General features: G+C 69.2%; 19 protein-coding genes and 2 pseudogenes. 8 read left to right on the top strand and 13 right to left on the bottom strand.

From position 1 onward, the window contains the following. Positions 1–199: 199 nt before the first annotated feature. From AB0I49_RS28140 to AB0I49_RS28125, 4 genes are all read right to left on the bottom strand, one after another. The gene (locus tag AB0I49_RS28140; protein ID WP_363229914.1) at positions 200–1,432 is read right to left on the bottom strand and encodes an MFS transporter; all 1,233 of its coding nucleotides are present in this window, start codon (positions 1,430–1,432) and stop codon (positions 200–202) included. After that, entirely contained in the window at positions 1,429–2,805 is a 1,377-nt protein-coding gene (locus AB0I49_RS28135) for a GH1 family beta-glucosidase (protein WP_363229913.1), read from the bottom strand. Before AB0I49_RS28135 ends, AB0I49_RS28140 begins: the two co-directional genes overlap by 4 nt. 132 nt (positions 2,806–2,937) lie before the next feature. Beyond that, on the bottom strand, positions 2,938–3,204 hold the full coding sequence (locus tag AB0I49_RS28130; protein ID WP_363229912.1) for a protealysin inhibitor emfourin: 267 nt from the start codon (positions 3,202–3,204) through the stop codon (positions 2,938–2,940). 29 nt (positions 3,205–3,233) lie between these two features. Beyond that, positions 3,234–4,289, bottom strand: a complete 1,056-nt coding sequence (locus tag AB0I49_RS28125; RefSeq protein WP_363229911.1) for a M4 family metallopeptidase — start codon at positions 4,287–4,289, stop codon at positions 3,234–3,236. A gap of 348 nt (positions 4,290–4,637) precedes the next feature. On the opposite strand from AB0I49_RS28125, the gene leuA reads away from it, so the two are divergent. Both leuA and AB0I49_RS28115 read left to right on the top strand, forming a co-directional pair. Next, complete coding sequence (gene leuA, locus AB0I49_RS28120) at positions 4,638–6,410, top strand: 2-isopropylmalate synthase (protein WP_363229910.1); 1,773 nt, start codon at positions 4,638–4,640, stop codon at positions 6,408–6,410. Positions 6,411–6,599: 189 nt separating this feature from the next. Further along, positions 6,600–7,310 (top strand): TerB family tellurite resistance protein, encoded by a 711-nt coding sequence (locus tag AB0I49_RS28115; protein ID WP_363229909.1) that lies wholly within the window; start codon positions 6,600–6,602, stop codon positions 7,308–7,310. Positions 7,311–7,344: 34 nt separating this feature from the next. Here the strand turns inward: AB0I49_RS28115 and AB0I49_RS28110 are convergent, their stop codons facing one another. Further along, positions 7,345–7,941 carry a TetR/AcrR family transcriptional regulator gene (locus AB0I49_RS28110; RefSeq protein WP_363229908.1) on the bottom strand — a complete coding sequence of 199 codons (597 nt, stop codon included), beginning with the start codon at positions 7,939–7,941 and terminating at the stop codon, positions 7,345–7,347. 105 nt (positions 7,942–8,046) lie between these two features. On the opposite strand from AB0I49_RS28110, the gene AB0I49_RS28105 reads away from it, so the two are divergent. Further along, positions 8,047–8,736, top strand: coding sequence for a hypothetical protein (locus tag AB0I49_RS28105; protein ID WP_363229907.1), 690 nt, complete (start codon positions 8,047–8,049; stop codon positions 8,734–8,736). 19 nt (positions 8,737–8,755) lie between these two features. Here the strand turns inward: AB0I49_RS28105 and AB0I49_RS28100 are convergent, their stop codons facing one another. The 4 genes and pseudogenes from AB0I49_RS28100 to AB0I49_RS28085 all read right to left on the bottom strand — a co-directional run bounded on the left by AB0I49_RS28100 (position 8,756) and on the right by AB0I49_RS28085 (position 11,945). Further along, positions 8,756–9,409 carry a class I SAM-dependent methyltransferase gene (locus AB0I49_RS28100; protein WP_363229906.1) on the bottom strand — a complete coding sequence of 218 codons (654 nt, stop codon included), beginning with the start codon at positions 9,407–9,409 and terminating at the stop codon, positions 8,756–8,758. Between the two features lie 94 nt (positions 9,410–9,503). After that, positions 9,504–9,934: pseudogene (locus AB0I49_RS28095) on the bottom strand (hypothetical protein). Between the two features lie 525 nt (positions 9,935–10,459). After that, positions 10,460–10,657, bottom strand: coding sequence for a hypothetical protein (locus AB0I49_RS28090; protein ID WP_363229905.1), 198 nt, complete (start codon positions 10,655–10,657; stop codon positions 10,460–10,462). A gap of 61 nt (positions 10,658–10,718) precedes the next feature. Then, positions 10,719–11,945, bottom strand: coding sequence for a helix-turn-helix domain-containing protein (locus AB0I49_RS28085; protein ID WP_363229904.1), 1,227 nt, complete (start codon positions 11,943–11,945; stop codon positions 10,719–10,721). Positions 11,946–13,347: 1,402 nt separating this feature from the next. Between AB0I49_RS28085 and AB0I49_RS28080 the strand changes: the two are divergent. The 4 genes and pseudogenes from AB0I49_RS28080 to AB0I49_RS28065 all read left to right on the top strand — a co-directional run bounded on the left by AB0I49_RS28080 (position 13,348) and on the right by AB0I49_RS28065 (position 15,945). After that, a pseudogene (locus tag AB0I49_RS28080) lies at positions 13,348–14,065 on the top strand (Scr1 family TA system antitoxin-like transcriptional regulator). A gap of 4 nt (positions 14,066–14,069) precedes the next feature. After that, a complete protein-coding gene (locus AB0I49_RS28075; RefSeq protein ID WP_363229903.1) occupies positions 14,070–14,276 on the top strand; it encodes a DUF397 domain-containing protein in 207 nt (68 codons plus the stop codon). A gap of 46 nt (positions 14,277–14,322) precedes the next feature. Next, positions 14,323–15,069 (top strand): DNA repair protein RecO, encoded by a 747-nt coding sequence (gene recO, locus AB0I49_RS28070; protein WP_363229902.1) that lies wholly within the window; start codon positions 14,323–14,325, stop codon positions 15,067–15,069. Positions 15,070–15,105: 36 nt separating this feature from the next. Then, entirely contained in the window at positions 15,106–15,945 is an 840-nt protein-coding gene (locus tag AB0I49_RS28065; RefSeq protein ID WP_363229900.1) for an isoprenyl transferase, read from the top strand. A gap of 41 nt (positions 15,946–15,986) precedes the next feature. Here the strand turns inward: AB0I49_RS28065 and AB0I49_RS28060 are convergent, their stop codons facing one another. From AB0I49_RS28060 to AB0I49_RS28045, 4 genes are all read right to left on the bottom strand, one after another. Further along, positions 15,987–16,394 carry a Fur family transcriptional regulator gene (locus AB0I49_RS28060; RefSeq protein ID WP_363229899.1) on the bottom strand — a complete coding sequence of 136 codons (408 nt, stop codon included), beginning with the start codon at positions 16,392–16,394 and terminating at the stop codon, positions 15,987–15,989. Between the two features lie 166 nt (positions 16,395–16,560). Further along, positions 16,561–17,454, bottom strand: coding sequence for a metal ABC transporter permease (locus AB0I49_RS28055; RefSeq protein ID WP_363229898.1), 894 nt, complete (start codon positions 17,452–17,454; stop codon positions 16,561–16,563). After that, a complete protein-coding gene (locus AB0I49_RS28050) occupies positions 17,454–18,233 on the bottom strand; it encodes a metal ABC transporter ATP-binding protein (RefSeq protein ID WP_363229897.1) in 780 nt (259 codons plus the stop codon). The genes AB0I49_RS28055 and AB0I49_RS28050 overlap by 1 nt, the downstream gene beginning before the upstream one ends. 26 nt (positions 18,234–18,259) lie before the next feature. After that, positions 18,260–19,276 (bottom strand): metal ABC transporter substrate-binding protein, encoded by a 1,017-nt coding sequence (locus tag AB0I49_RS28045; RefSeq protein ID WP_363229896.1) that lies wholly within the window; start codon positions 19,274–19,276, stop codon positions 18,260–18,262. A gap of 210 nt (positions 19,277–19,486) precedes the next feature. On the opposite strand from AB0I49_RS28045, the gene AB0I49_RS28040 reads away from it, so the two are divergent. After that, a complete protein-coding gene (locus tag AB0I49_RS28040) occupies positions 19,487–20,869 on the top strand; it encodes a glycine--tRNA ligase (RefSeq protein WP_363229895.1) in 1,383 nt (460 codons plus the stop codon). Positions 20,870–21,157 lie beyond the last annotated feature (288 nt).

Below are 21,157 nucleotides of genomic sequence, written 5' to 3'. Positions count from 1 at the left end.
GCGGGGGGAGGGACAGGCACGGTCGGTATGCGGTGGTTCCCTGGTGCATGCCCCGCAGGCAATCACTCGCCGGGGCCGGTCAGTTGCGCGGTCATCGTCCGGTCACACAGCGGTCGAACGACAGTCGCACAGGTGGCAGCGGTGCTCCGCCGGCCAACCGCTCCGCGGGAACCGGGCCGGTCAACCCGCCTCCGCGTGCTCAGTCCACGCCGCGGATGCGGTGCACCCCCGCCGCGCCCGCCAGGACCATCGCCGCCGCCAGGAAGTACAGCGTCCGGTAGCCGCCGAGGTGCGTGACGACCGGTGCGGCCAGGGCGGGGGCGAGGACCTGGGGCAGGGAGTTGGCGATGTTGACCACGCCGAGGTCCTTGCCGCGGTCCGCGGCGGTCGGCAGCACATCCGTGATCAGCGCGAAGTCGACCGAGGTGAACACCCCGAAGCCGACGCCCAGCAGGGCCGCCGCGACCAGCGCGCCGGGCCACGTCTGCCAGCAGGCCAGCAGCACCGCGGACCCGGCGATGAGGATGCCGGCCCAGGTCACGTACGGCTTGCGGCGGTCCGTACGGTCGGAGCGGACGCCCGCCGCCACGACCGTCGCGAGCAGCGTCGCGCTGTTGACGGCGGTGAGGATCAGCACGCCGTCCTCGGCGTCGCCCGCGTAGCGCACGACGTCCCGCAGGTAGTACAGGAGATACAGCAGGGCGATGGAGTTGCCCAGGTTGATCAGGAAGCGGGTCAGCCACGCCCATGCCAGGTCCGGGTGGGCGCGCGGGCTCAGCCGGAAGCCGGCGGCGAACGCCCGGAGGCCGAAGGGCGGGCGCAGTTCGCGGGGGAGCACGAGGTCGCGGGGGTGCAGCAGGTACGGGAGGGCGCCGAGGACGGTGAAGGCCGCGCAGGCCAGATAGCCGGCGGAGCCGCCGCCCGCGGCCGTCGCCAGGCCCGTCCCGGCCAGTACGCCCAGGATCTGGGCCGCTCCGAGCCAGCCGCCGACCGTGCCGCGCTGCCGGTGCGGCACCCGGTCCGGGACGGCGGCGGTGAGCGCGGCGAACGCGGCGTTCAGGGCGAGTTGGACCAGGCACCAGCCCGCGATCATGACGGGGAGCGTGTCGGCGGCGGCGAGCACTCCGAGCCCGGCGGCCCCGCCCAGCACACCGGCGGCGACCCAGGGCGCCCGGCGGCCGTAGCGCGAGGTCGTGCGGTCGGAGAGCGCCCCGAACAGCGGGTTGGCGACGACGGAGACGGCCGCGCCGGAGCCGGTCGCCCAGGCGAGGGCCGCCGCCTTGTGGCCGGGGGCGACCTCGGCGGCCTGGAGGGCGAGCAGCACCTGGATGGGCCCGAACCAGCCCGCCCAGACCGCGCCGTTGGCGAGCGAGAGGGAGGCCGTCCAGCCGCGGCCGACCTCGCCCGCGGGCGCGGCGAGCGCGTCCGTCAACTGCTGCCGCGCGCGTTCGCGCGTATCGCGTCCCGCAGCCAGCGGTACGAGTCCTTGGGCGTGCGGGCCTGGGTGGCGTAGTCGATGTGGACGAGGCCGAAGCGCTGCCCGTACCCCTCGGCCCACTCGAAGTTGTCCATCAGCGACCAGACGAAGTACCCCCGGACGTCGACGCCCGCCTCCATCGCCCGGTGCAGCGCCCTCAGGTGGCCGTCCAGGAAGTCGATACGGTCCTGGTCGGCGATGCCGTCGTACGCGCAGCCGTTCTCGGTGATGTACACGGGCGGCAGCCGGTCGCCGTAGCGGTCGCGGTAGCCGGTCAGCAGCTCGGTGAGCCCTTCGGGGACGACGGGCCAGCCGAAGCCGGTGCGCGGGCGGCCATCGATCTCCTTGAGGGAGAAGGGGAGTTCGGCGGGGAGCGCGATGCCCGCGTAGTCGCTGCCGCCCCCGGCCGCCGGGTCGGGCGCGCCGACGAGGGTGGGCTGGTAGTAGTTGACGCCGTACCAGTCCAGCGGCTCCGCGATGGTCTTGAGGTCCTCCTCGACCGGGCCGGGCATGGCGTCGGCGATCCCCTGGTCGGGGTAGCGGCCGAGCAGCACCGGCTCGGCGAACAGCCGGTTCAGGAGCAGGTCGTAGAGGTCCGCGGCCTCCCGGTCGGCCGTGTCGTCCGAGGCGGCCCAGGTGGGGCCGTGCGAGTTGGCGATCCCGATGGAACGGGCCCCGCGCGCCCGCAGCGCCTGCACGGCCAGGCCGTGCCCGAGCAGCTGGTGGTGGGCGGCGGGCAGCGCGTCGAAGAGCAGCCGCCTGCCGGGGGCGTGCTCGCCCAACCCATAGCCGAGCAGCGTCAGTTCGGCGGGCTCGTTGATGGTGATCCACATGTCCACGCGGTCCCCGAGCCGCTCGGCGACGGTGTCCGCGTACGCGGCGAAGCGGTGCGCGGTGTCCCGTACGAGCCAGCCGCCGCGCTCCTCCAGCGCCAGCGGCGTGTCCCAGTGGAAGAGCGTCGGCACGGGCCGTACGCCCGCCGAGAGCAGCTCGTCGACGAGCCGGTCGTAGAAGTCGAGACCGGGCTCGTTGACGGGGCCGCGGCCGTCGGGGTGCACGCGGGACCAGGAGAGCGAGAAGCGGTACGCGCCGACGCCGAGCCCCTTCAGCAGGGCGACGTCCTCGCGGTAGCGGTGGTAGTGGTCGCAGGCGACGGACGCGTCGCCGCCGTCCTTGATCCGGCCGGCCTCGGCGGCGAAGGCGTCCCACGTGGAGGGCGTGCGGCCGGCCTCGCGCGGCGCGCCCTCGATCTGCTGCGCGGAGGTGGACACGCCCCACAGGAAGTCCCGCGGGAGGTCCGGAAGCGGCCGTGGAGAAGATGCTGGCACCGGTGTTGCCCCCTGCCCGATCGGAGATCGCGATCGTCTTGGGCGCGGGCACAGGTGTCAAGAGGTGAGGATGGTTCTTCTTTCCGGCCGCTCCGGTGCGGCGCCCGCTATGCGCCGTCTTTACGTGCCGTCCTACGCGCCTTCCTTCAACACGCGCTGGATGAGCTCCCGTTGGTGTTCGGAGAGGTGCGGGTCCGAGCAGTGGGCCGTGCGGCCGTCGACGGTGATCTCGTAGTGGAAACCGTCCGGCACGCCGCGCGGGGGCTCGCTCGGGCACCCGCTCAGGGCCTGGTGGGCCAGGGCTTTCAGCTGATCCGCGTCGGGCCGCCCTGTGGTGTCCAGCTCGGCCCGGCGCTCGATGCCGGCGAATCCGCCGGTTCGGGTGATGGCAATCCGCATGGGGCCATCCTGTCCCGGATCGTCCGTCACTACGAGGTGGGGACCCCGACCTGGGACCACGCCTTGAGGACGGTCTGCGTCTCGTCGCCCTCGCCGAAGAGGGTGCGGGCGCTCGCGACGGTCAGCCGGGCGAAGTCCGTGAACTGGGCCTCGGTGGACAGTTCCCCGCCGGTCAGCGTGTGGTACCAGATCTTCCCGGCCTTCTCCCAGGCGTTGCCGCCGAGCTCGGTGGCCAGCAGGTAGAAGGCGTGGTTGGGGATGCCGGAGTTGATGTGCACGCCGCCGTTGTCCCGCGAGGTGTTGACGTAGTCGTCCATCGTCGCGGGCTGCGGGTCCTTGCCGAGCTTGTCGTCGTCGTACGCCGTGCCCGGCGCCTTCATGGAGCGCAGCGCCTCGCCCTGCACGTCCGGGCCCAGCAGCCCCGCGCCGATGAGCCAGTCGGCCTGGGCGGCGGACTGCCCGAGCGCGTACTGCTTGATCAGCGAGCCGAAGACGTCCGAGAGGGACTCGTTGAGCGCCCCGGACTGGGCCCAGTACTCCAGGTTCGCGGTGTGCTGGGTGACGCCGTGGGTCAGCTCGTGGCCGATGACGTCCACGGGGATGGTGAAGTCGAGGAACAGGTCCCCGTCGCCGTCGCCGAAGACCATCCGGCTGCCGTCCCAGAAGGCGTTCTCGTACTTCTCGCCGTAGTGGACGGTGGCGTTCAGCGGCAGCCCGGAGTCGTCGATGGAGTGCCGGCCGTAGACCTTGAGGTACAGCTCGAAGGTCGCGCCGAGGCCCGCGTGGGCGCGGTTGACGGTCGCGTCCTTGGAGGGCTTGTCGTTCTCGGAGTGCACCTTCCGGCCGGGCAGCGTCTCCTGGTTCTTGGCGTCGTAGATGGTGCGCTGCGGCTTGTCGGAGGGGGCGCCCGTCGGGGCCGCCGCGGTGCGGACCGTGGTGATCCGGCGGCGGGTGCGCTGGAGGGCGTCGTGCTCGATGGTGCGCGCGGCCCGGTCGGCGCGCGTGGGGTCCTCGCCTCGTGCGAGCTTGTCGAGGACGTGTGGCGGCACGATGGTGCAGAAGACGGGATTGGGTGTGGCTTCCATGCGAGGAAATGTGGCACTGGGTCATCGCATTGTCACTCCCTGGCGTCATGATTAGTGAAATCGAGTGGTTGGCCTCCTCTTGTCCGGCGGCGAGGGGTCGCGTGTGCTGCGCCGGGGCCGTGCGGACCGCGCCCGGCGACGGATGTCCCGTCCCGCATACTGATACGGGGCCGACGGTTTCCGGACTGCTCGGTTAGGGTGCTGAGCATCATGCGTTTCGGGCTGCTTCTCCTTAGCTGCCGCGGCGAGGGCCTGTAGTCGTAGGCCGACCCCCTCCCCGCGGAGTTCGGTGTTGCGGTGAATCCACCCGTCGGCCGCCCCAGTGGACCCACGAGGAGCCCTCCGCAGATGTCTGTTTCCGACAACGCCATCGGCCGTCCCACGCCGATCACCGCCGCCACGGTCCAGCAGAAGCCGTCCGGCATGCCGGCGCACCGCTACGGCCAGTACGAGGCCGTCGAAATCCCCGACCGCACCTGGCCCGACAACCGCATCACGGCCGCGCCGCGGTGGCTCTCCACGGACCTGCGGGACGGCAACCAGGCGCTGATCGACCCGATGTCCCCCGCCCGTAAGCGGGAGATGTTCGACCTGCTGGTGCGCATGGGCTACAAGGAGATCGAGGTCGGCTTCCCCTCCTCGGGCGCCACCGACTTCGACTTCGTCCGCTCGATCATCGAGGAGGGGGCGATCCCGGAGGACGTCACCATCTCCGTGCTGACGCAGGCCCGCGAGGAGCTGATCGAGCGGACCGTGCAGTCGCTGCGCGGCGCGCACCGGGCCACCGTCCACCTGTACAACGCCACCGCCCCCACCTTCCGCCGGGTCGTCTTCCGCGGCTCCCGCGAGCAGGTCAAGCAGATCGCGGTGGACGGCACCCGGCTGGTCGTGGAGTACGCCGAGAAGATCCTGGGCGACGAGACGGCCTTCGGCTACCAGTACAGCCCGGAGATCTTCACCGACACCGAGCTGGACTTCGCGCTGGAGGTCTGCGAAGGCGTCATGGACGTCTGGCAGCCCGAGGACGGCCGCGAGATCATCCTGAACCTGCCCGCCACCGTGGAGCGCTCGACGCCCTCCACGCACGCCGACCGCTTCGAGTGGATGTCGCGCAACCTGACGCGGCGCGAGCACGTATGCCTGTCCGTGCACCCGCACAACGACCGGGGGACCGCCGTCGCCGCCGCCGAGCTGGCGATCATGGCCGGGGCGGACCGCATCGAGGGCTGCCTGTTCGGTCAGGGCGAGCGGACCGGCAACGTGGACCTGGTCACGCTGGGCATGAACCTCTTCTCCCAGGGCGTGGACCCGCAGATCGACTTCTCGCAGATCGACGAGGTCCGCCGCACCGCCGAGTACTGCAACCAGATGGAGATCCACCCGCGCCACCCGTACGCGGGCGATCTGGTCTACACCGCCTTCTCCGGCTCCCACCAGGACGCCATCAAGAAGGGCTTCGAGGCCATGGAGGTACAGGCCGCGGAGCAGGGCAGGAGCGTGGACGAGCTGGAGTGGGAGGTTCCGTACCTGCCTATCGACCCGAAGGACGTCGGCCGCTCGTACGAGGCCGTCATCCGCGTCAACTCGCAGTCCGGCAAGGGCGGCATCGCCTACGTCCTGAAGAACGACCACAAGCTGGACCTGCCGCGCCGGATGCAGATCGAGTTCTCCCGGATCATCCAGAGCAAGACCGACGCCGAGGGCGGCGAGGTCACCCCGGCCGCGATCTGGTCCACGTTCCAGGACGAGTACCTGCCCACCCCGGACAGCAACCCCTGGGGCCGCATCACGCTGCGCGCCGCCCAGACGTCCACGACCAGCGAGGGCACCGACGCGCTGACGGTGGAGGCCGTGGTCGACGGTGCGGACACGGTGCTGACCGGCACCGGCAACGGTCCGATCTCCGCGTTCTTCGACGCGCTGGCCGGCGCCGGCGTCGACGCGCGGCTGCTGGACTACCAGGAGCACACGATGAGCGAGGGGGCCAGCGCCCAGGCCGCCTCGTACATCGAGTGCGCCATCGGCGGCCAGGTGCTGTGGGGCATCGGCATCGACCCCAACACCACCCGCGCCTCCCTGAAGGCCGTCGTCTCCGCGGTCAACCGCGCGTACCGCGGCTGACCTGCTCTTCGCCGTACGCGCACGGCGACCGCACACCGCCCCGCGCCCCCGCTGACAGGGGCGCGGGGCGGCGTCTTCGGCCCGTTGCCGTCCTCCGGGTGCGTACGAGGTGCTGACGCGGCATCATCGATGTGGCTAACATCACGTCAACGCGGCGACGGTGCCGTGGCGTTATGGAGGTGCGGCGTGATGTACACGCAAGACCGACACGAGCGGAACCGTTGTCTTGTCGGCGTACGCACCGTATGGCGCACCGTCGGCGACGGCGAGTTCTTCTGCGCCGACTGCGGCGGGGACCGCAATTACCACCGCCGCACCGGCCGCCGCCGCCTCTTCGCCTTCGGCGTCCCACTGCTGCCGCGCGGCCCGGTCGGCCCGGTCGTCGAGTGCACCGCCTGCCACTCGCGGTACTCGCTGGACGCCCTCGACCACCCCACCACCACGCGCTTCTCGGCGATGCTGCGCGACGCCGTGCACACCGTCGCGCTGGCCGTGCTCGCCGCGGGCGGCACCGAGGCGCGCGGCGTCCGCCAGGCGGCCGTCGGCACGGTGCGGGCCGCCGGGTACGCCGACTGCAGCGAGGAGCAGCTGCTCACCCTGATCGAGGCGCTCGCCGCCGATACGGGCCGGCTCCCCGGCGCGTACACCGACGACCGCGACGGCTTCGACCCCTGCGGCACCGCGCTCGCCATCGAGCTGCACGAGTCCCTGGAGCCCCTCGCCCCGCACCTGGCGCCGGCCGGGCGGGAGTCGATCCTGCTCCAGGGCGCGAGGATCGCGCTGGCCGACGGCCCGTACCAGCCGGCGGAGCGGGAGGTCCTGTCCACGGTGGGGCGGGCGCTGCTGCTGCGGCCGGAGGACACGGACCGCCTGCTGGCGGCGGCCCGTACGCCGTCCTGACCGTCCGTGTTCACGTTCGTGTTCACGTTCGCGTTCACGTGACCAAGGGCATGAAGAGGGTGTCGACGATCTCCTCGATGTCCGACGTCGGCATCGGCCGCAGGTTCATGAGCACGTCGTGCCGGAGCAGGTCGTAGGGGAGCCGCGTGATGCGCGGGGTCAGCTTCGCGCCGTCGATCTCCCCGCGCCCGACGGCGCGGCGCGTCACGGACTCGATCAGTGACCACCGCTGGTCGATCAGGGACGTCCGCAGCTCGGCGGGGGTCGTCCCGGTCTCCTCGAAATAGGCTGCGAGCTGCGCGGTCATGGCCGCCGCGAACATCGTGAACGCGCCGTTGAGCTTTTCCAGCAGCGCGACCGTGTCGTCGCGCAGGGACCCGGTGTCCGGGTCGGTGAGCTCGAACTGATCGCTGGCGCGGGTGATCGCGTCGCGTACGAGCGCGTCCTTGGCGGTCCAGTGGCGGTTCACGACCGGCCTGCTGGTGCCGGCGCGCTGCGCGACGGCGGCGAAGGTGACGGCGGCGTAGCCGCGTTCCATCAACTCCTCCCAGGCGGCGTCGAGCAGCGCGTTCTTCAGCTCCGCGCCGTGCCGGCGACGCCGGGGGCCGGGATCCTCGCTTGTAAGATGCATGCTGGCATCTTACAGTGGTGACGAAGTCTGCGGCATATATGGCGATCCGCCACTCTTGTGTCGTTTCGTTCTATGCCGTTTCGCAGCAACGCGAAAGGAAACACCATGAACACTTCCCCGGTGACAGTCGACGTCCACACCATGGGCCGCACGTTCGACGAGACCACGGTGGACCAGTGGGAACTGGCGGCCGCGCGGCGCGCCCTGAGGAACCTGAAGGCCGTGGCCGGCGGCCAGGTGATGATGGACCTCCTCGCCGACCAGATAGCCGCCGGCGACAGCTTCCAGAAGGAACTGATCGAGGCGTCGGCGGGCACTTACCGCGAATCGCGCACCGAGTTCACGGTGCGCGGCCTCAGCGGCACCGACCTGGCCACCTGGTTCCGGGCGCAGGCCGCCACCGGCCGCTTCCAGGACAAGTCGCTGCTCCTCAACGCCCACCCCGAGCACTACGTCGAGCCCCCGACGTACACAGGCGGCATGGTCGAGACGATCGGCGGCCACCTCACCCGCTTCAAGGTGTCGGTCGCCCGCGAACTGCCGCCCCTGGTCGCCGAGTACCTCGACGCGTCCTACCCGGTCACGCTGATGAACGCCCTGCTCAGCCTGGACGACGGCACCCCCTTCGCGTACTGCCTGCACCAGGCGCGCTCCACCGCGACCGGCGCGGACGTCGTGGTCCGCGTCATCTACCCGTCCGCCGCCCCGGACTCCATGATCGAGGGCCACTGCGAGCACCTGTCGATCGAATTCCGCAGCTGGATCCGGAACGCGGCGGCGGCGACGGAACGATGACCTTCCGAAGCGCACAGGTTCAGCGTGTGATCCGCGCTCGGACCAGCAGCGTGCCGATGTGCCCCGGCTCCGGGGCCTCGATCACGCTCGCTTCAATGTCCATGAACCCGGTGTGCAGCAGGATGCCGCGCCACATCTCGGGCGTGTAGCAGTAGCGGCGAAGGAACTGTCGGGGACCGGCGAAGCCACCCTTGTACATGCCTTGCGGGCCGTAGCAGCCGTCGATGGCCGGGGGGTGGGCGAAGGCGAGGACGCCGCCGGGGTTCAGGTGGTCGCGGAGGAGCGGCAGCAGTTCCCGCGGGTCCGTGAACCATACGGCGCCGAACACGGAGTAGATCGCGTCCCACCGCTCTTCGCTCTTGGTCAGGTACTCGACTGCCTCAGTTTCGATGAACCGGGCGCCGCATCCACCCCAGCGATCGAGCACGTTCTTCACCGCTACCGGCGACAGGTCGACCCCGGTGACGTCGACTCCTTGCCGTGCGAGATACGCGGCGTTGTCCCCGCTGCCGAAGCCGACCTCAAGCGCCGTCTTGGGGTCTCCCAGGACGGCTTCGGTGGGGCCGTGTCCCGGGTACTGCGTCCACCTGAACGACTGCACAGTGTCAGGCGACGGAGATCGTTTCGCTTTGCTCTCTGCGTAGGCGTTCCAAACCTCTGCTTCCACGGTCACGAGGGCGACGCTACTCGCCGTGCGTCCCTCCGGTAGCAGGAACGGCCGGCACCCCCCAGACGGGCAGTCCCGGCCGCTCGTGAAGCGCTGATCCTCAGTGGCTGTCGGGAGCCTTCTGGTCGCACGGGCTACAGTCCGCCGAGTCCATGCTCCACAACTCCTCGTCGACGGCGAAGCCGTTGTCGCGGAGGACGCTCGCCGTCCTGAACACGGTGCCGTCGCGCCGGCGTACAAGGTTCGGTTCGTGGTGCTTGTACTTGCCTCCGTTGTACTTCCCGCAGAACGCGAAGTACGTCTCGGTGTCGAGGATCAGTGTGTGCACACCGATGTCGACGACCTTGCCGACGCCCATGTCGGTGTTCGGTGTTCCATCGCTGTGATGAGGTAGGCGACTGCCTGCCCCATGATCCGCTCGGCCATGTCGCGCACCATGACGTGATCCCGGAGCATGAGCGTGATCTCTCGCTCCCATACCTCCGGGTCGAGGAACGACCGCGGATCTCGTGCTTCGGCTGTCGTACCCATGCTGGTACCCCTTCCGATGGAACCGGATCTCGCATCCCCTGGGGAAGCGGGACGTTGCTGGCAGTCGTCGGCCTCCATTGACCCGCCTCGCACTACCTTGAAGCGGGGGGTTCGACGGAGCACCCCCGACGGCGGAACAGAAGGTGAAACGCCGTCGGGGGCCCATGGGTGCCCTCACTGCCTAGGGCAGCACCCCAGTGAAGGGCGGACCGGGGCGAGAGCCTGAGCACGTCAGCTCAGGCGGGACACGTCCTGTCCCTGCTCATGGCTTGTCCGGTCGGGGGACTATCCGGCACGCCTGCCACGAGGGCAGTGTGCGCCGGAGCTTCTTAGATCCGCTTCACTGCGTCCGGCGGGGCCCGACCACTCTTCGCCCCCGCCCACGGGCCCCAGGAAGGCTGTGGGGCGTTTGCGGCGTTTGCTGGGCGGGTCCTGAGGGGTCTACGTAGTCCGGGATTACGTCGCGGAGGATGCCGGCCCTGCCCGTTGCGTCTTCCACCTTGTGGCCGATGTCCTCTTGGGCGATCACGAGTGCCCCTCGGGGTGCCGTCGCATGAGGACGTTGCAGTCCGAGATGGTGGACGCGTCGCCGACGGCACGCGCGCGGTCCCGCACGTTCGCGAGTTCGGCGCATCCCGCGCACCCCGCCACGGGCGTCGGCTCCAGCGCCAGGCGCGACGGCAACTCGACCGGTGGGGTCGGGTACCTCGTTGGTTCGGTCATCTCACGACCGTAGAAGCGGCGAAGCGCACCGAGGGGCACAGTCTGTACCCGTATCAATTCCTCAAGCGGGCAGACCAACCGCCTCGGCAAGTTCGGCTGCATCGCGACGAAGGCGTGCCGGAGCCTTCTGCAAGTCGCGCACAAGGTCGTGAGCCTCACGGTTCCATCGAGGCGTGTCCGGTGCGGAGTCCGCAGCGTTCCGAAGCGTCTCGACCACCTGGTCAGGCTGATTGCGCATGGCGTGCGCGCGGGCTACCTCAATCAGGTGTCGGGCACGTCGGGGGCGAGCGGGGATGTCGGCAGGATCGATCCGATCAGCCCAACGCAGAGCGGTTCCCGCCTGCCGCAACTCGACAGCGATAGTTACGGCATGGATGGGAACTACCCGTGCTGAAGCCGACGTCGATGGCGACCAGTGATCGCTGGGCAATGTGTCCGCAACCGCCTTTGCACGGTCGAACCAGTGCCATGCGTCGCCAGACTCACCCGCACGGGCGTGTGTGATGGCAGCGTGGAAGGCCATGGCGGCCCATGCCCCCGCTACCGTCGGTGAGTTGCTCCGGACGGGGGACAGCACCCGTAGGGCCTCTTCCGTCATCACCTGTGCCGAGTCCCACTGTCCCGATTCTCGGAACGCCTGTACCAGGAACCATGCCGCATCCCCTATGGCTGCCTCATCCCCGGAAGCACGAGCGGCTGCAAGTGAGCGCTCCGCGACGCGCCAGACAAGATTGCCGTCCCCTTGGTAAGCGGCGTACATCTGCACCAGGTTTAGAGCTGAGGCGTAGAGCACGAGGGCGTGTCGTTGGTCCGGGTAATCGGGGTGCGATGCAGCGAGAGACGCATGAGTGACCAGTGATGGCAGCAGCTCACCGAGAGCCGTTCGGTGATCGCCTCTGGCGCCCCTCGTGCGCCACCCGGCGGACAGTGCGGCCGCTACGTGTGCCACGGACGGGAGACGTCCTTCCGGATTGCCCAGTGGTGCCGTATCTACGGCGCGACGCACCACAGAGAGCGCCGGATGCTCCGCTGCCGAGAACAGTGAGGTGGGCAGCGAGACTGAGCCTGTCAGCGCTGATAGATCCGGCACGTCAAGGAACTCGGCGAGCTTGACCAGCATGGGCAGGCGCGGGGGCTGCAACCGGCCCGTCTCAATAGCCTTGACCCAACCTTCAGACTTGCCGACATGACCAGCGAGAACCGCGCGCGTCTTGCCAACGCGCTCCCGATAGAACTTGATGCGCCTACCCACAGGCAATGACGGGTCAAGCGGAGTCGCAGATCCCATAGCGTCAGGCTACGGCCATCGCAAGTGTTCAGACCATGGAACGTCGAGGGACCGTCCACCCATCGGTGAACGGCCCCTCAAGTCGGGCTGAGTCACTCCGTGTCGGCGGGCGCGCAACGTCGTCCCCGTCCGCGCTTCGACGGCAGAGCATGGAGCGACTTCGTCAGGGCCACGAAGGTCTGATGCTGCCAACACAAAACAGCCCCCGTCGGATCGATCCGACGGGGGCTGTCCTGCCGAAGCGGCATCTGACCGATTCACGCTGGACACGTACGTACTCCCTCTCAACGCGAAAGCTCCTACGCCCTCCGAGCTTCAGAAGAAGGGGTTGAAGGAATCGAAGCGGCTGCTGGAGTCTTACAAGCCGCAAGTCGACCGAGAGTGGATGGTCGGCCCTGCTGCCAAGCTATTGCACAGTACAGGGGGAAAGGTGTCCTCTCCGACCCCTTCTGCGGCCGGCGGGCCAGAGCTGCACCAAGTACTTCTCGATGCCCTCGGGGACGTCGACTTGGGCAGCCTTGTAAACAGCTTCACGACCCGAGCAGCGGACTCGAATGCACCATCGGGTTGCAACTTGTCCGAGGTTGATAAGATTCCCGGACTGCCCCATCATCTCAGACACGGCAAGCCTTCCCGTCGGGCATTCAACCTCTCCGTGCCCTTCGGCTTCCCAATTTTTGCCATCCTCCTCGCAAGGATCAGCGCTCCACACCTCGGCGACTAGTGAAGCCGTGTGCGTGTGGCCACCGCTCCTGATGTCCACCCTTCGCTCATGGAAGGAAAGAAATCCTTCCGATGTCAGCCCCTCCGGGAATGGAGATGGGACGATTCCATCGTCTGCCTCCTGCAGCGCAAACGAATAGAATTGGATCTCAATATCCATTTTCTGCTGACTGAGAAGATTAGCCAATGCGCTCCCCTGATTCATGCTGATTCCAGTACGAGTATAACCAGCTCTTCCTCCTCTTGGCAGTGCATTCTGAAGAACCTCAGATTTAAATGTTCGTGCGGTGACGTACCTCTACGCAGGAGGAAGCGGGGCCGGATATTGGCCTCTTTGGCATGGATTACCGTGAGCCAGACAGATGTCGACTCGGCTGCGGCGCAACCTGCCAGGATCTGGATCACGCACCGACGAGACGCCGGCTCTGCTACGTCCTGCACTCCCCTCAGATCTACCCGCACAGTGTTGGCCGTCGGGCCCGGATGCTTCGCCACGTTCCCCTGTGCTGCCCATCCGCGGAGTGTCTCCGGGGCGACGCCCAGAGCCTCCGCGGCCTGCCGCGTAGGAGACGAGGGCAGGTTTCCCCGGGGCGTCCGCATGTCTCTGCACCCTCGTCCGTCGACTCCGCGCTCAGATTCTCCAACGGGCACCTGTGTGGCGAAGTGAGGGGGAGGCGCCATGCCGACCAGAGCGGCCCCGACCGCGAGGCAGCGACGCCTTGGCGCAGAGCTGCGGAAGATGCGCGAACACGCTGGGGTGAACGTGGCTCACGCCGCCGAGCAGTTGGGCGTGAACCGGACGCGGATCAGCAACATGGAAGCTGGTCGATTTGGCGTGAGCGAGGAACGTGTTCGCACTCTCGCTGCCATCTACTCATGTGGTGACCAGGCGTACGTCGATCAGCTCGTGGTCATGGCTGTAAAACGCGGCCACGGGTGGTGGGAGGACTACCGGGGGAAGCCGGCCGCCAACGCCCTCGACCTGGCAGAACTCGAACACCACGCGGTCGGGCTGCGCTCGGTGCAGATCGTGCACATTCCCAGGCTCCTCCAGACCGAGGACTATGCGAAGGCCGTGCTCTCCACCGCCGAGCCCGAACCCATCCCGGTCCAGCTCCGGGTCAGGCTGTCGCATCGGCTGAAGCGCCGGGACGTGCTGGACCGGGGAGATCCGCCGCAAGGTGGCCCGGCGGTAGTTGGAGTATGTCCTCGAAGCGCCGGATCGGGACAATGCGACCGTGCGCGTCATTCCGTTCTCCGCGGGCGGGTTTCCGAACGCGGGAAGTTCCCCCACGTATGTCACCGGGCCGGTGCCGCTGTTGGACACGGTGCAGCTCGACGCGCTGACCCCCGAGGACACGCGTGAATTCATGCACGCCATCGCACGCCGACTCTGAAGGCATGGGGATGTCCGAAACGCGGTGGCAGAAGTCCTCCCACTCGACGGACGCCGAGGGGAACTGCGTAGAGCTCGCCGCGCAGGCTGTAGGCACCGTTCTCCTCCGTGAAAGCGACGCCCCCGGCGTCACCCTCACCGCCACCCCCGCCCACCTGCGAACCCTCCTCCAGCACGTAAAAGCCGGAGCGCTCGCTTCCCCGAGGCCGTGACCAGGCCCGCGCACGGTGGGCTTCGGTATGCGGGACAATGAACGGCATGAGTCTGTTCCGCGACGACGGCATTGTGCTGCGCACCCAGAAGCTCGGGGAAGCGGATCGGATCATTACGCTGCTGACGCGCGGGCACGGGCGGGTGCGGGCCGTGGCGCGGGGGGTGCGGCGGACGAAGTCGAAGTTCGGGGCGCGGCTGGAGCCGTTCTCGCACGTTGATGTGCAGTTCTTCGCGCGGGGGGCGGAGCTGCTGGGGCGCGGGCTGCCGCTGTGTACGCAGAGCGAGACCATCGCTCCGTACGGTGGCCCGATCGTCACCGACTACGCGCGCTACACCGCCGGCACGGCCATGCTGGAGACCGCCGAGCGGTTCACCGATCATGAGGGCGAGCCGGCGGTGCAGCAGTATCTGCTGCTCGTCGGGGGGCTGCGGACCCTGGCCTCGGGGGAGCACGAGCCGCATCTGATCCTCGACGCTTTTCTGCTGCGCTCGCTGGCCGTGAACGGCTACGCGCCCAGCTTCGAGGCGTGCGCGAAGTGCGGAATGCCTGGTCCCAACCGGTTCTTCTCGGTCGCCGCGGGGGGTGTGATCTGCGGGGAGTGCCGGGTGCCCGGAAGCGTCGTACCCTCCTCTGAGTCGATCGCGCTGCTCGGCGCGCTGCTGACGGGGGACTGGGGGACGGCCGACGCCTGCGAGGCGCGGCATGCCAGGGAGGGCAGCGGGCTGGTGGCGGCGTATCTGCACTGGCATCTGGAGCGGGGTCTGCGTTCGCTCCGGTACGTCGAGAAGTAGCAGTACCAGCTACCGAACCTAGGAGAAGTGGCACGCATGGCACGACGCGGGATTCTGGGCCGTTCCCGACGCGAATACCTGACGCCGGAACCGCACCCCTCCGGCGCCCGGCCGCCGAAGATCCCCGGTGAGCTGGTGCCGAACCACGTGGCGGTCGTCATGGACGGCAACGGCCGGTGGGCCAAGGAGCGCGGGCTGCCGCGCACGGAGGGCCACAAGGTCGGCGAGGGCGTCGTCCTCGATGTGCTCAAGGGCTGCCTGGAGCTGGGCGTCAAGAACCTCTCCCTGTACGCCTTCTCCACCGAGAACTGGAAGCGCTCGCCCGAGGAGGTGCGCTTCCTGATGAACTTCAACCGCGATGTCATCCGCCGCCGCCGCGACGAGATGGACGAGATGGGCATCCGGGTGCGCTGGACCGGGCGGATGCCGAAGCTGTGGAAGTCCGTCGTCCAGGAGCTCCAGGTCGCGCAGGAGCAGACCAAGGACAACGACGCCATGACGATGTACTTCTGCGTCAACTACGGCGGCCGGGCGGAGATCGCGGACGCGGCGGCGGCGATGGCAGCGGATGTCAAGGCGGGGCGGCTCGACCCGTCGAAGGTCAATGAGAAGACCTTCGCCAAGTACATGTACTACCCGGACATGCCGGACGTGGACCTCTTCGTGCGCCCCTCCGGGGAGCAGCGCACCTCGAACTATCTGATCTGGCAGAGCGCGTACGCGGAGATGGTCTTCCAGGACGTGCTCTGGCCCGATTTCGACCGCCGGGACCTCTGGCGCGCCTGCCTGGAGTACGCGCAGCGCGACCGTCGGTTCGGCGCCGCGGAGCCCTTGGCGGGGGCGGATGACGCGGAGAAGCCGGCCTCGGCCGGCTGACCCGGCGCCCGTCCGGCGCCGGGAGGCGAACGGTCCTGCGGCTACCGCTTCGAGCAGTCGTCGCAGGTGCCGAAGATCTCGACGGTGTGGGCGACGTCCACGAAGCCGTGCTCGGTCGCGATCGAGTCCGCCCACTTCTCGACGGCGGGCCCCTCGACCTCGACCGCCTTGCCGCAGACCCGGCACACCAGATGGTGGTGGTGGCCGCTGGAGCAGCGGCGGTAGACCGCCTCGCCCTCGCTGGTGCGGAGCACGTCGACCTCGCCGGCGTCGGCGAGGGACTGGAGGGTGCGGTAGACGGTGGTCAGGCCGACCGAGTCGCCGCGGTGTTTGAGCATGTCGTGGAGTTCTTGCGCGCTGCGGAACTCGTCCACCTGATCGAGCGCCGCCGAGACGGCGGCTCGCTGCCTGGTGGATCGGCCGCGTACCGGTGGACCAGCGGTCACCACAGTTGCCTCCTCCTGCTCGCCTGCATGCCCGTCGTCACGAGTGACCCGGCCAATTGTGCCAGGTGCGGCAGCGCCCCGGGGGATATCCCCAGGGCGCTGGACGGGGTTCGGGGGGCGGGAGCGGGCGGGAGCGCTCCCCCCGGTGCCGTAATGGGCGGCGTACGACCTAGACCCGTACGTCGTCCGTCGGCGTACGCGCCTCCGGCACCTCCAGCGTGCACCGCTCGCCGTCCGCCGCGGCGCCCTTCGCGCGCCTCCTCGCCAGCGGCGCGGCGAGCGCGGTGAACACGACGAACAGCACGATCGCCATCAGCACGATGGTCGCGCCGGCCGGCACGTCCGCGTAGTACGAGGTCGTGGTGCCGGCGAGGGAGACCAGGACGCCGAGGGCGGCGGCCATCGCGAAGGTGGTCGCGAAGCTCCGCGCGATCTGCTGCGCGGCGGCGACCGGTATCACCATCAGGGCGCTGACCAGCAGCAGGCCGACAGCGCGCATCGCGACGGTGACGGTGACCGCGGCGGTCACCGCGATCAGCAGGTTCAGCAGCCGCACCGGCAGCCCGGTGACGCGGGCGAACTCCTCGTCCTGGCAGACCGCGAACAGCTGCCGCCGCAGCCCGAGCGTGACCAGGACGACGAAGGCGGCCAGTACGCACATCGTGGTGATGTCGGAGGGCGAGACCGTGACGATCGAGCCGAAGAGATACGTCATGAGGTTGGCGTTGGAGCCGTTGGCGGAGAGGCTCATCAGCATCACGCCGCCCGCCATGCCCCCGTAGAAGAGCATCGACAGCGCGAGGTCGCCGCGGGTCCGGCCGAACCAGCGGATCAGCTCCATCGCGACCGCGCCCGCCACCGAGACGGCGGTGGCCATCCACACCGGGCTGGTGTTGAGGAGGAAGCCGAGGCCGACGCCGGTCAGGGCGACGTGCCCGATGCCGTCGCCCATCAGCGCCTGGCGGCGCTGGACGAGGTAGATGCCGATGGCGGGGGCGGTGACGCCGACCAGGAGGGCGGCGAGCAGCGCGCGCTGCATGAAGGCGAGGTCGAGGATTTCCATCAGGTCAGCAGCCCTGTCCGGATCGGTTCGGCAGCCGGGTCGGCGTGCGGGTGTACGTGGTCGTGGCCGGGCAGCGCGTGCTGGCCGACGGCCTCGGGCGGCGGGCCGTCGTGTACGACGCAGCCGTCGCGCAGCACGACGGCGCGGTCGATCAGCGGCTCCAGGGGGCCGAGTTCGTGCAGGACGAGCAGGACGGTGGTGCCCGCGGCGACCTGGTCGCGCACGGCGTCCGCGAGGACGGCCTGGTTGGCGAGGTCGACGCCGGCCATCGGCTCGTCCATGATCAGCAGCTCGGGCTCGGCGGCCAGCGCGCGGGCTATGAGCACCCGCTGGTGCTGGCCGCCGGAGAGCGCCGCCACCGGGTCCTTGATCCGGTCGGCCATGCCGACCAGCTCCAGGGCGCGTACGACGGCCTCCCGGTCCGCCCGGCGCGGCCAACCCAGTTTCGTACGGGCCAGCCGGCCGGCCGAGACGACCTCGCGCACGGTCGCGGGCACCCCGCTGGCGGCGGTGGTGCGCTGCGGTACGTACCCGATCCGCGCCCAGTCCTTGAAGGCGCGCCGCGGGGTGCCGAAGAGCTCCAGCTCGCCGGCGGAGAGCGGGACCTGGCCCACGACGGACCGTACGGCGGTGGACTTGCCGGAGCCGTTGGCGCCGAGCAGTGCCACCACCTCGCCGCGCCGCACGGTCAGGTCGATGCCGCGCAGCACGGGGCGCGAGCCCAGCGAGGCGGTGGCGCCGCGCAGCGAGACGACCGGTTCGGGCGGTTGCGGTTCCATGGTTTCCTCCGTCGGGTGGGCCCGGCTCACTTGGTGCCGAGGGCCTTCTGCAGGGCCTTGAGGTTGGACGTCATCACCTCGAAGTAGTCGTGGCCCTTGGACTTGTCCGTGATGCCTTCGAGCGGGTCGAGCACGTCGGTCTTCAGCTTCAGGTCGCTTGCCAGCGTCTTGGCGGTGGCGGGGCTGGCGAGGGTTTCGAAGAAGACGGTGCTGACGCCGTGGTCCTTGGCGAGTTTATGCAGGTCCTTGACGCGGGCGGCGCTGGGCTCGGCCTCGGGGTCGATGCCGCCGATGGCCTCCTCGACGAGCCCGTACCGCTCGGCGAGGTAGCCGAAGGCGGCGTGGGTGGTGATGAAGGTTTCGGAGGCGCGGTTCTTGAGCCCGTCGCGGTACGAGGCGTCGAGGTCGCCGAGCTTCTTGACCAGGGCGTCGGTGTTCTTCTGGTAGTCGGCCTTGTGGTCGGGGTCGGCCTCGGCGAGGGTCTTGTTCACGCCTTTGGCGACCTCGGCGTACTTCACGGGGTCGAGCCAGATGTGCGGGTCGGCGGCGGCGCTGTGGCCGTGGTCATGGCCGCCGTGCTCGTGCTCGTCCTCGCCGCTGTGGGCGGTGCCGTTGTCCTTGGTGGTGTGGTGGTGCCCGTCGACCTCGGTGCCGTGCTCTTCGAGGTGGGTGAGGGAGGCGGCGTCGGCCACGTGCTTCACGCCGGACTGCTTGACGGCGTCGTCCACGGAGGGCTGGAGGCCCTTCAGGTAGACGATCGCGCCGGACTCGCCGAGGGCGGCGGTCTGCTTCGGGGTGAGCTCCAGGTCGTGCGGCTCGACGCCCGGCTTGGTCAGGTCCGTGACGTTGACGTGGTCCCCGCCGATCTGCTGGGCGAGGAATTCCATCGGGTAGAACGACGCCGTGACGTTCAGTTTTCCGTCCTTGCTCTTGGCCGCGGTGTCCGAGGAGGAGCAGGCGGAGAGCGTGAGGAGGCCGGCCGCGGCGACGGCGGCGACGGTGACAGCGGGTATTCGGGTGGAGCCGGTGCGGCGTACGTTCATGACACTCATTTTCAACAAAAATGGAAATGATTGTCAACAGCGCGGGGTGTGAGCCAGGTCGCGTCAGAGGGGCGCGGAACCGATTTGATTAGGGGGGTGGAGCCGCCGGTAACCTGAAGCATTCGCCCGCCCGTCTCCCGATCGCCACCCCCCAACGAGGCGCTACGCGCCGCCCCATCCGATATCCGTCGTCGCAATGAAGAGAGCACCGTGGCCGCCGACAAGATCGACACCATCGTCAGCCTGAGCAAGCGCCGTGGCTTCGTGTACCCGTGCAGTGAGATCTACGGCGGCCAGCGCGCCGCCTGGGATTACGGACCCCTCGGCGTCGAGCTCAAGGAGAACATCAAGCGCCAGTGGTGGCGCTCCATGGTCACCTCGCGCGACGACGTCGTCGGTCTCGACTCGTCGGTGATCCTGGCCCGCGAGGTCTGGGAGGCGTCGGGCCACGTCGCCACGTTCACCGACCCGCTCACCGAGTGCACCTCCTGCCACAAGCGGTTCCGCGCGGACCACCTGGAGGAGGCGTACGAGGCCAAGCACGGCAAGGCGCCCGCCAACGGCCTGGCCGACATCAACTGCCCGCACTGCGGCAACAAGGGCAGCTTCACCGAGCCCAAGCAGTTCTCCGGCCTGCTGGCCACCCACCTCGGCCCGACCCAGGACTCCGGCGCCGTCACCTACCTGCGCCCCGAGACCGCCCAGGGCATCTTCACCAACTTCGCCCAGGTGCAGCAGACTTCGCGCAAGAAGCCGCCGTTCGGCATCGCGCAGACCGGCAAATCGTTCCGCAACGAGATCACGCCGGGCAACTTCATCTTCCGCACCCGCGAGTTCGAGCAGATGGAGATGGAGTTCTTCGTCAAGCCCGGCGAGGACGAGCAGTGGCACGAGTACTGGATGGAGCAGCGCTGGAACTGGTACACCGGCCTCGGCCTGCGCGAGGAGAACATGCGGTGGTACGAGCACGCCGCCGAGAAGCTCTCCCACTACTCCAAGCGCACCGTTGACATCGAGTACCGCTTCAACTTCGGCGGCACCGAGTACTCCGAGCTCGAAGGCGTCGCCAACCGCACCGACTTCGACCTCAAGGCGCACTCCAAGGGCTCCGGCCAGGACCTCTCGTTCTTCGACCAGGAGGCCGGCGAGCGCTGGTTCCCGTACGTCATCGAGCCGGCGGCCGGCCTCAACCGCGCCATGCTCGCCTTCATGCTCGACGCGTACAACGAGGACGAGGCGCCCAACGCCAAGGGCGTCATGGAGAAGCGCACCGTGATGCGGCTCGACCCGCGCCTCGCGCCGGTCAAGGTCGCCGTCCTGCCGCTGTCCCGCAACCCGCAGCTCTCCCCGAAGGCCAAGGGTCTGGCGACCGACCTGCGCCGCAACTGGAACATCGAGTTCGACGACGCCGGGGCCATTGGGCGGCGCTACCGCCGCCAGGACGAGATCGGTACGCCGTTCTGCGTGACGGTGGACTTCGACACGCTCGACGACAACGCGGTGACGGTGCGCGAGCGCGACACGATGAAGCAGGAGCGGGTGTCGCTCGACCAGATCGAGGCGTACCTGGGGAGCCGGCTGCTCGGCTGCTGAGTCCGCAGGCTGCTGCCCCTGCTGCCGGCCTGCGCCGGCCCCTTGCCCTCAATCGCCGGGCGGGCTTGGAGGGGGCTGCGGTGCGTGTGACGTGCTGGTCTTCGCCCTCAATCGCCGGGCGGGCTTGATGGGACGTCGCTCGGGCCGGTGGCTGTGGTCTTGGCCGCTCTGCCCTCAATCGCCGGGGGGGGGGGGGGGGGCCCCCCCCCCCCGGGGGGGGGGGGGGGGCCGGGGGGGGCAGGGCGCACCGGGGGAAAACAACCAACCCCCCCAGAAAAAGGGGGTGGC

The organism is Streptomyces sp. NPDC050617 (assembly GCF_040654795.1).
Lineage (GTDB): Bacteria > Actinomycetota > Actinomycetes > Streptomycetales > Streptomycetaceae > Streptomyces.
Note: the sequence above shows the minus strand (reverse complement) of the source record. Positions and strands in the feature narration are given on the sequence as shown.

Coding starts and splice junctions, on each gene's coding strand:
- AB0I49_RS28130 (WP_363229912.1), bottom strand. CDS start 3,204: ATGCGGATTGCCATCACCCGAACCGGCGGATTCGCCGGCATCGAGCGC.
- AB0I49_RS28125 (WP_363229911.1), bottom strand. CDS start 4,289: ATGGAAGCCACACCCAATCCCGTCTTCTGCACCATCGTGCCGCCACAC.
- leuA (WP_363229910.1), top strand. CDS start 4,638: ATGTCTGTTTCCGACAACGCCATCGGCCGTCCCACGCCGATCACCGCC.
- AB0I49_RS28115 (WP_363229909.1), top strand. CDS start 6,600: ATGTACACGCAAGACCGACACGAGCGGAACCGTTGTCTTGTCGGCGTA.
- AB0I49_RS28110 (WP_363229908.1), bottom strand. CDS start 7,941: ATGCATCTTACAAGCGAGGATCCCGGCCCCCGGCGTCGCCGGCACGGC.
- AB0I49_RS28105 (WP_363229907.1), top strand. CDS start 8,047: ATGAACACTTCCCCGGTGACAGTCGACGTCCACACCATGGGCCGCACG.
- AB0I49_RS28090 (WP_363229905.1), bottom strand. CDS start 10,657: ATGACCGAACCAACGAGGTACCCGACCCCACCGGTCGAGTTGCCGTCG.
- AB0I49_RS28085 (WP_363229904.1), bottom strand. CDS start 11,945: ATGGGATCTGCGACTCCGCTTGACCCGTCATTGCCTGTGGGTAGGCGC.
- AB0I49_RS28075 (WP_363229903.1), top strand. CDS start 14,070: ATGGGGATGTCCGAAACGCGGTGGCAGAAGTCCTCCCACTCGACGGAC.
- recO (WP_363229902.1), top strand. CDS start 14,323: ATGAGTCTGTTCCGCGACGACGGCATTGTGCTGCGCACCCAGAAGCTC.
- AB0I49_RS28065 (WP_363229900.1), top strand. CDS start 15,106: ATGGCACGACGCGGGATTCTGGGCCGTTCCCGACGCGAATACCTGACG.
- AB0I49_RS28055 (WP_363229898.1), bottom strand. CDS start 17,454: ATGGAAATCCTCGACCTCGCCTTCATGCAGCGCGCGCTGCTCGCCGCC.
- AB0I49_RS28050 (WP_363229897.1), bottom strand. CDS start 18,233: ATGGAACCGCAACCGCCCGAACCGGTCGTCTCGCTGCGCGGCGCCACC.
- AB0I49_RS28045 (WP_363229896.1), bottom strand. CDS start 19,276: ATGAACGTACGCCGCACCGGCTCCACCCGAATACCCGCTGTCACCGTC.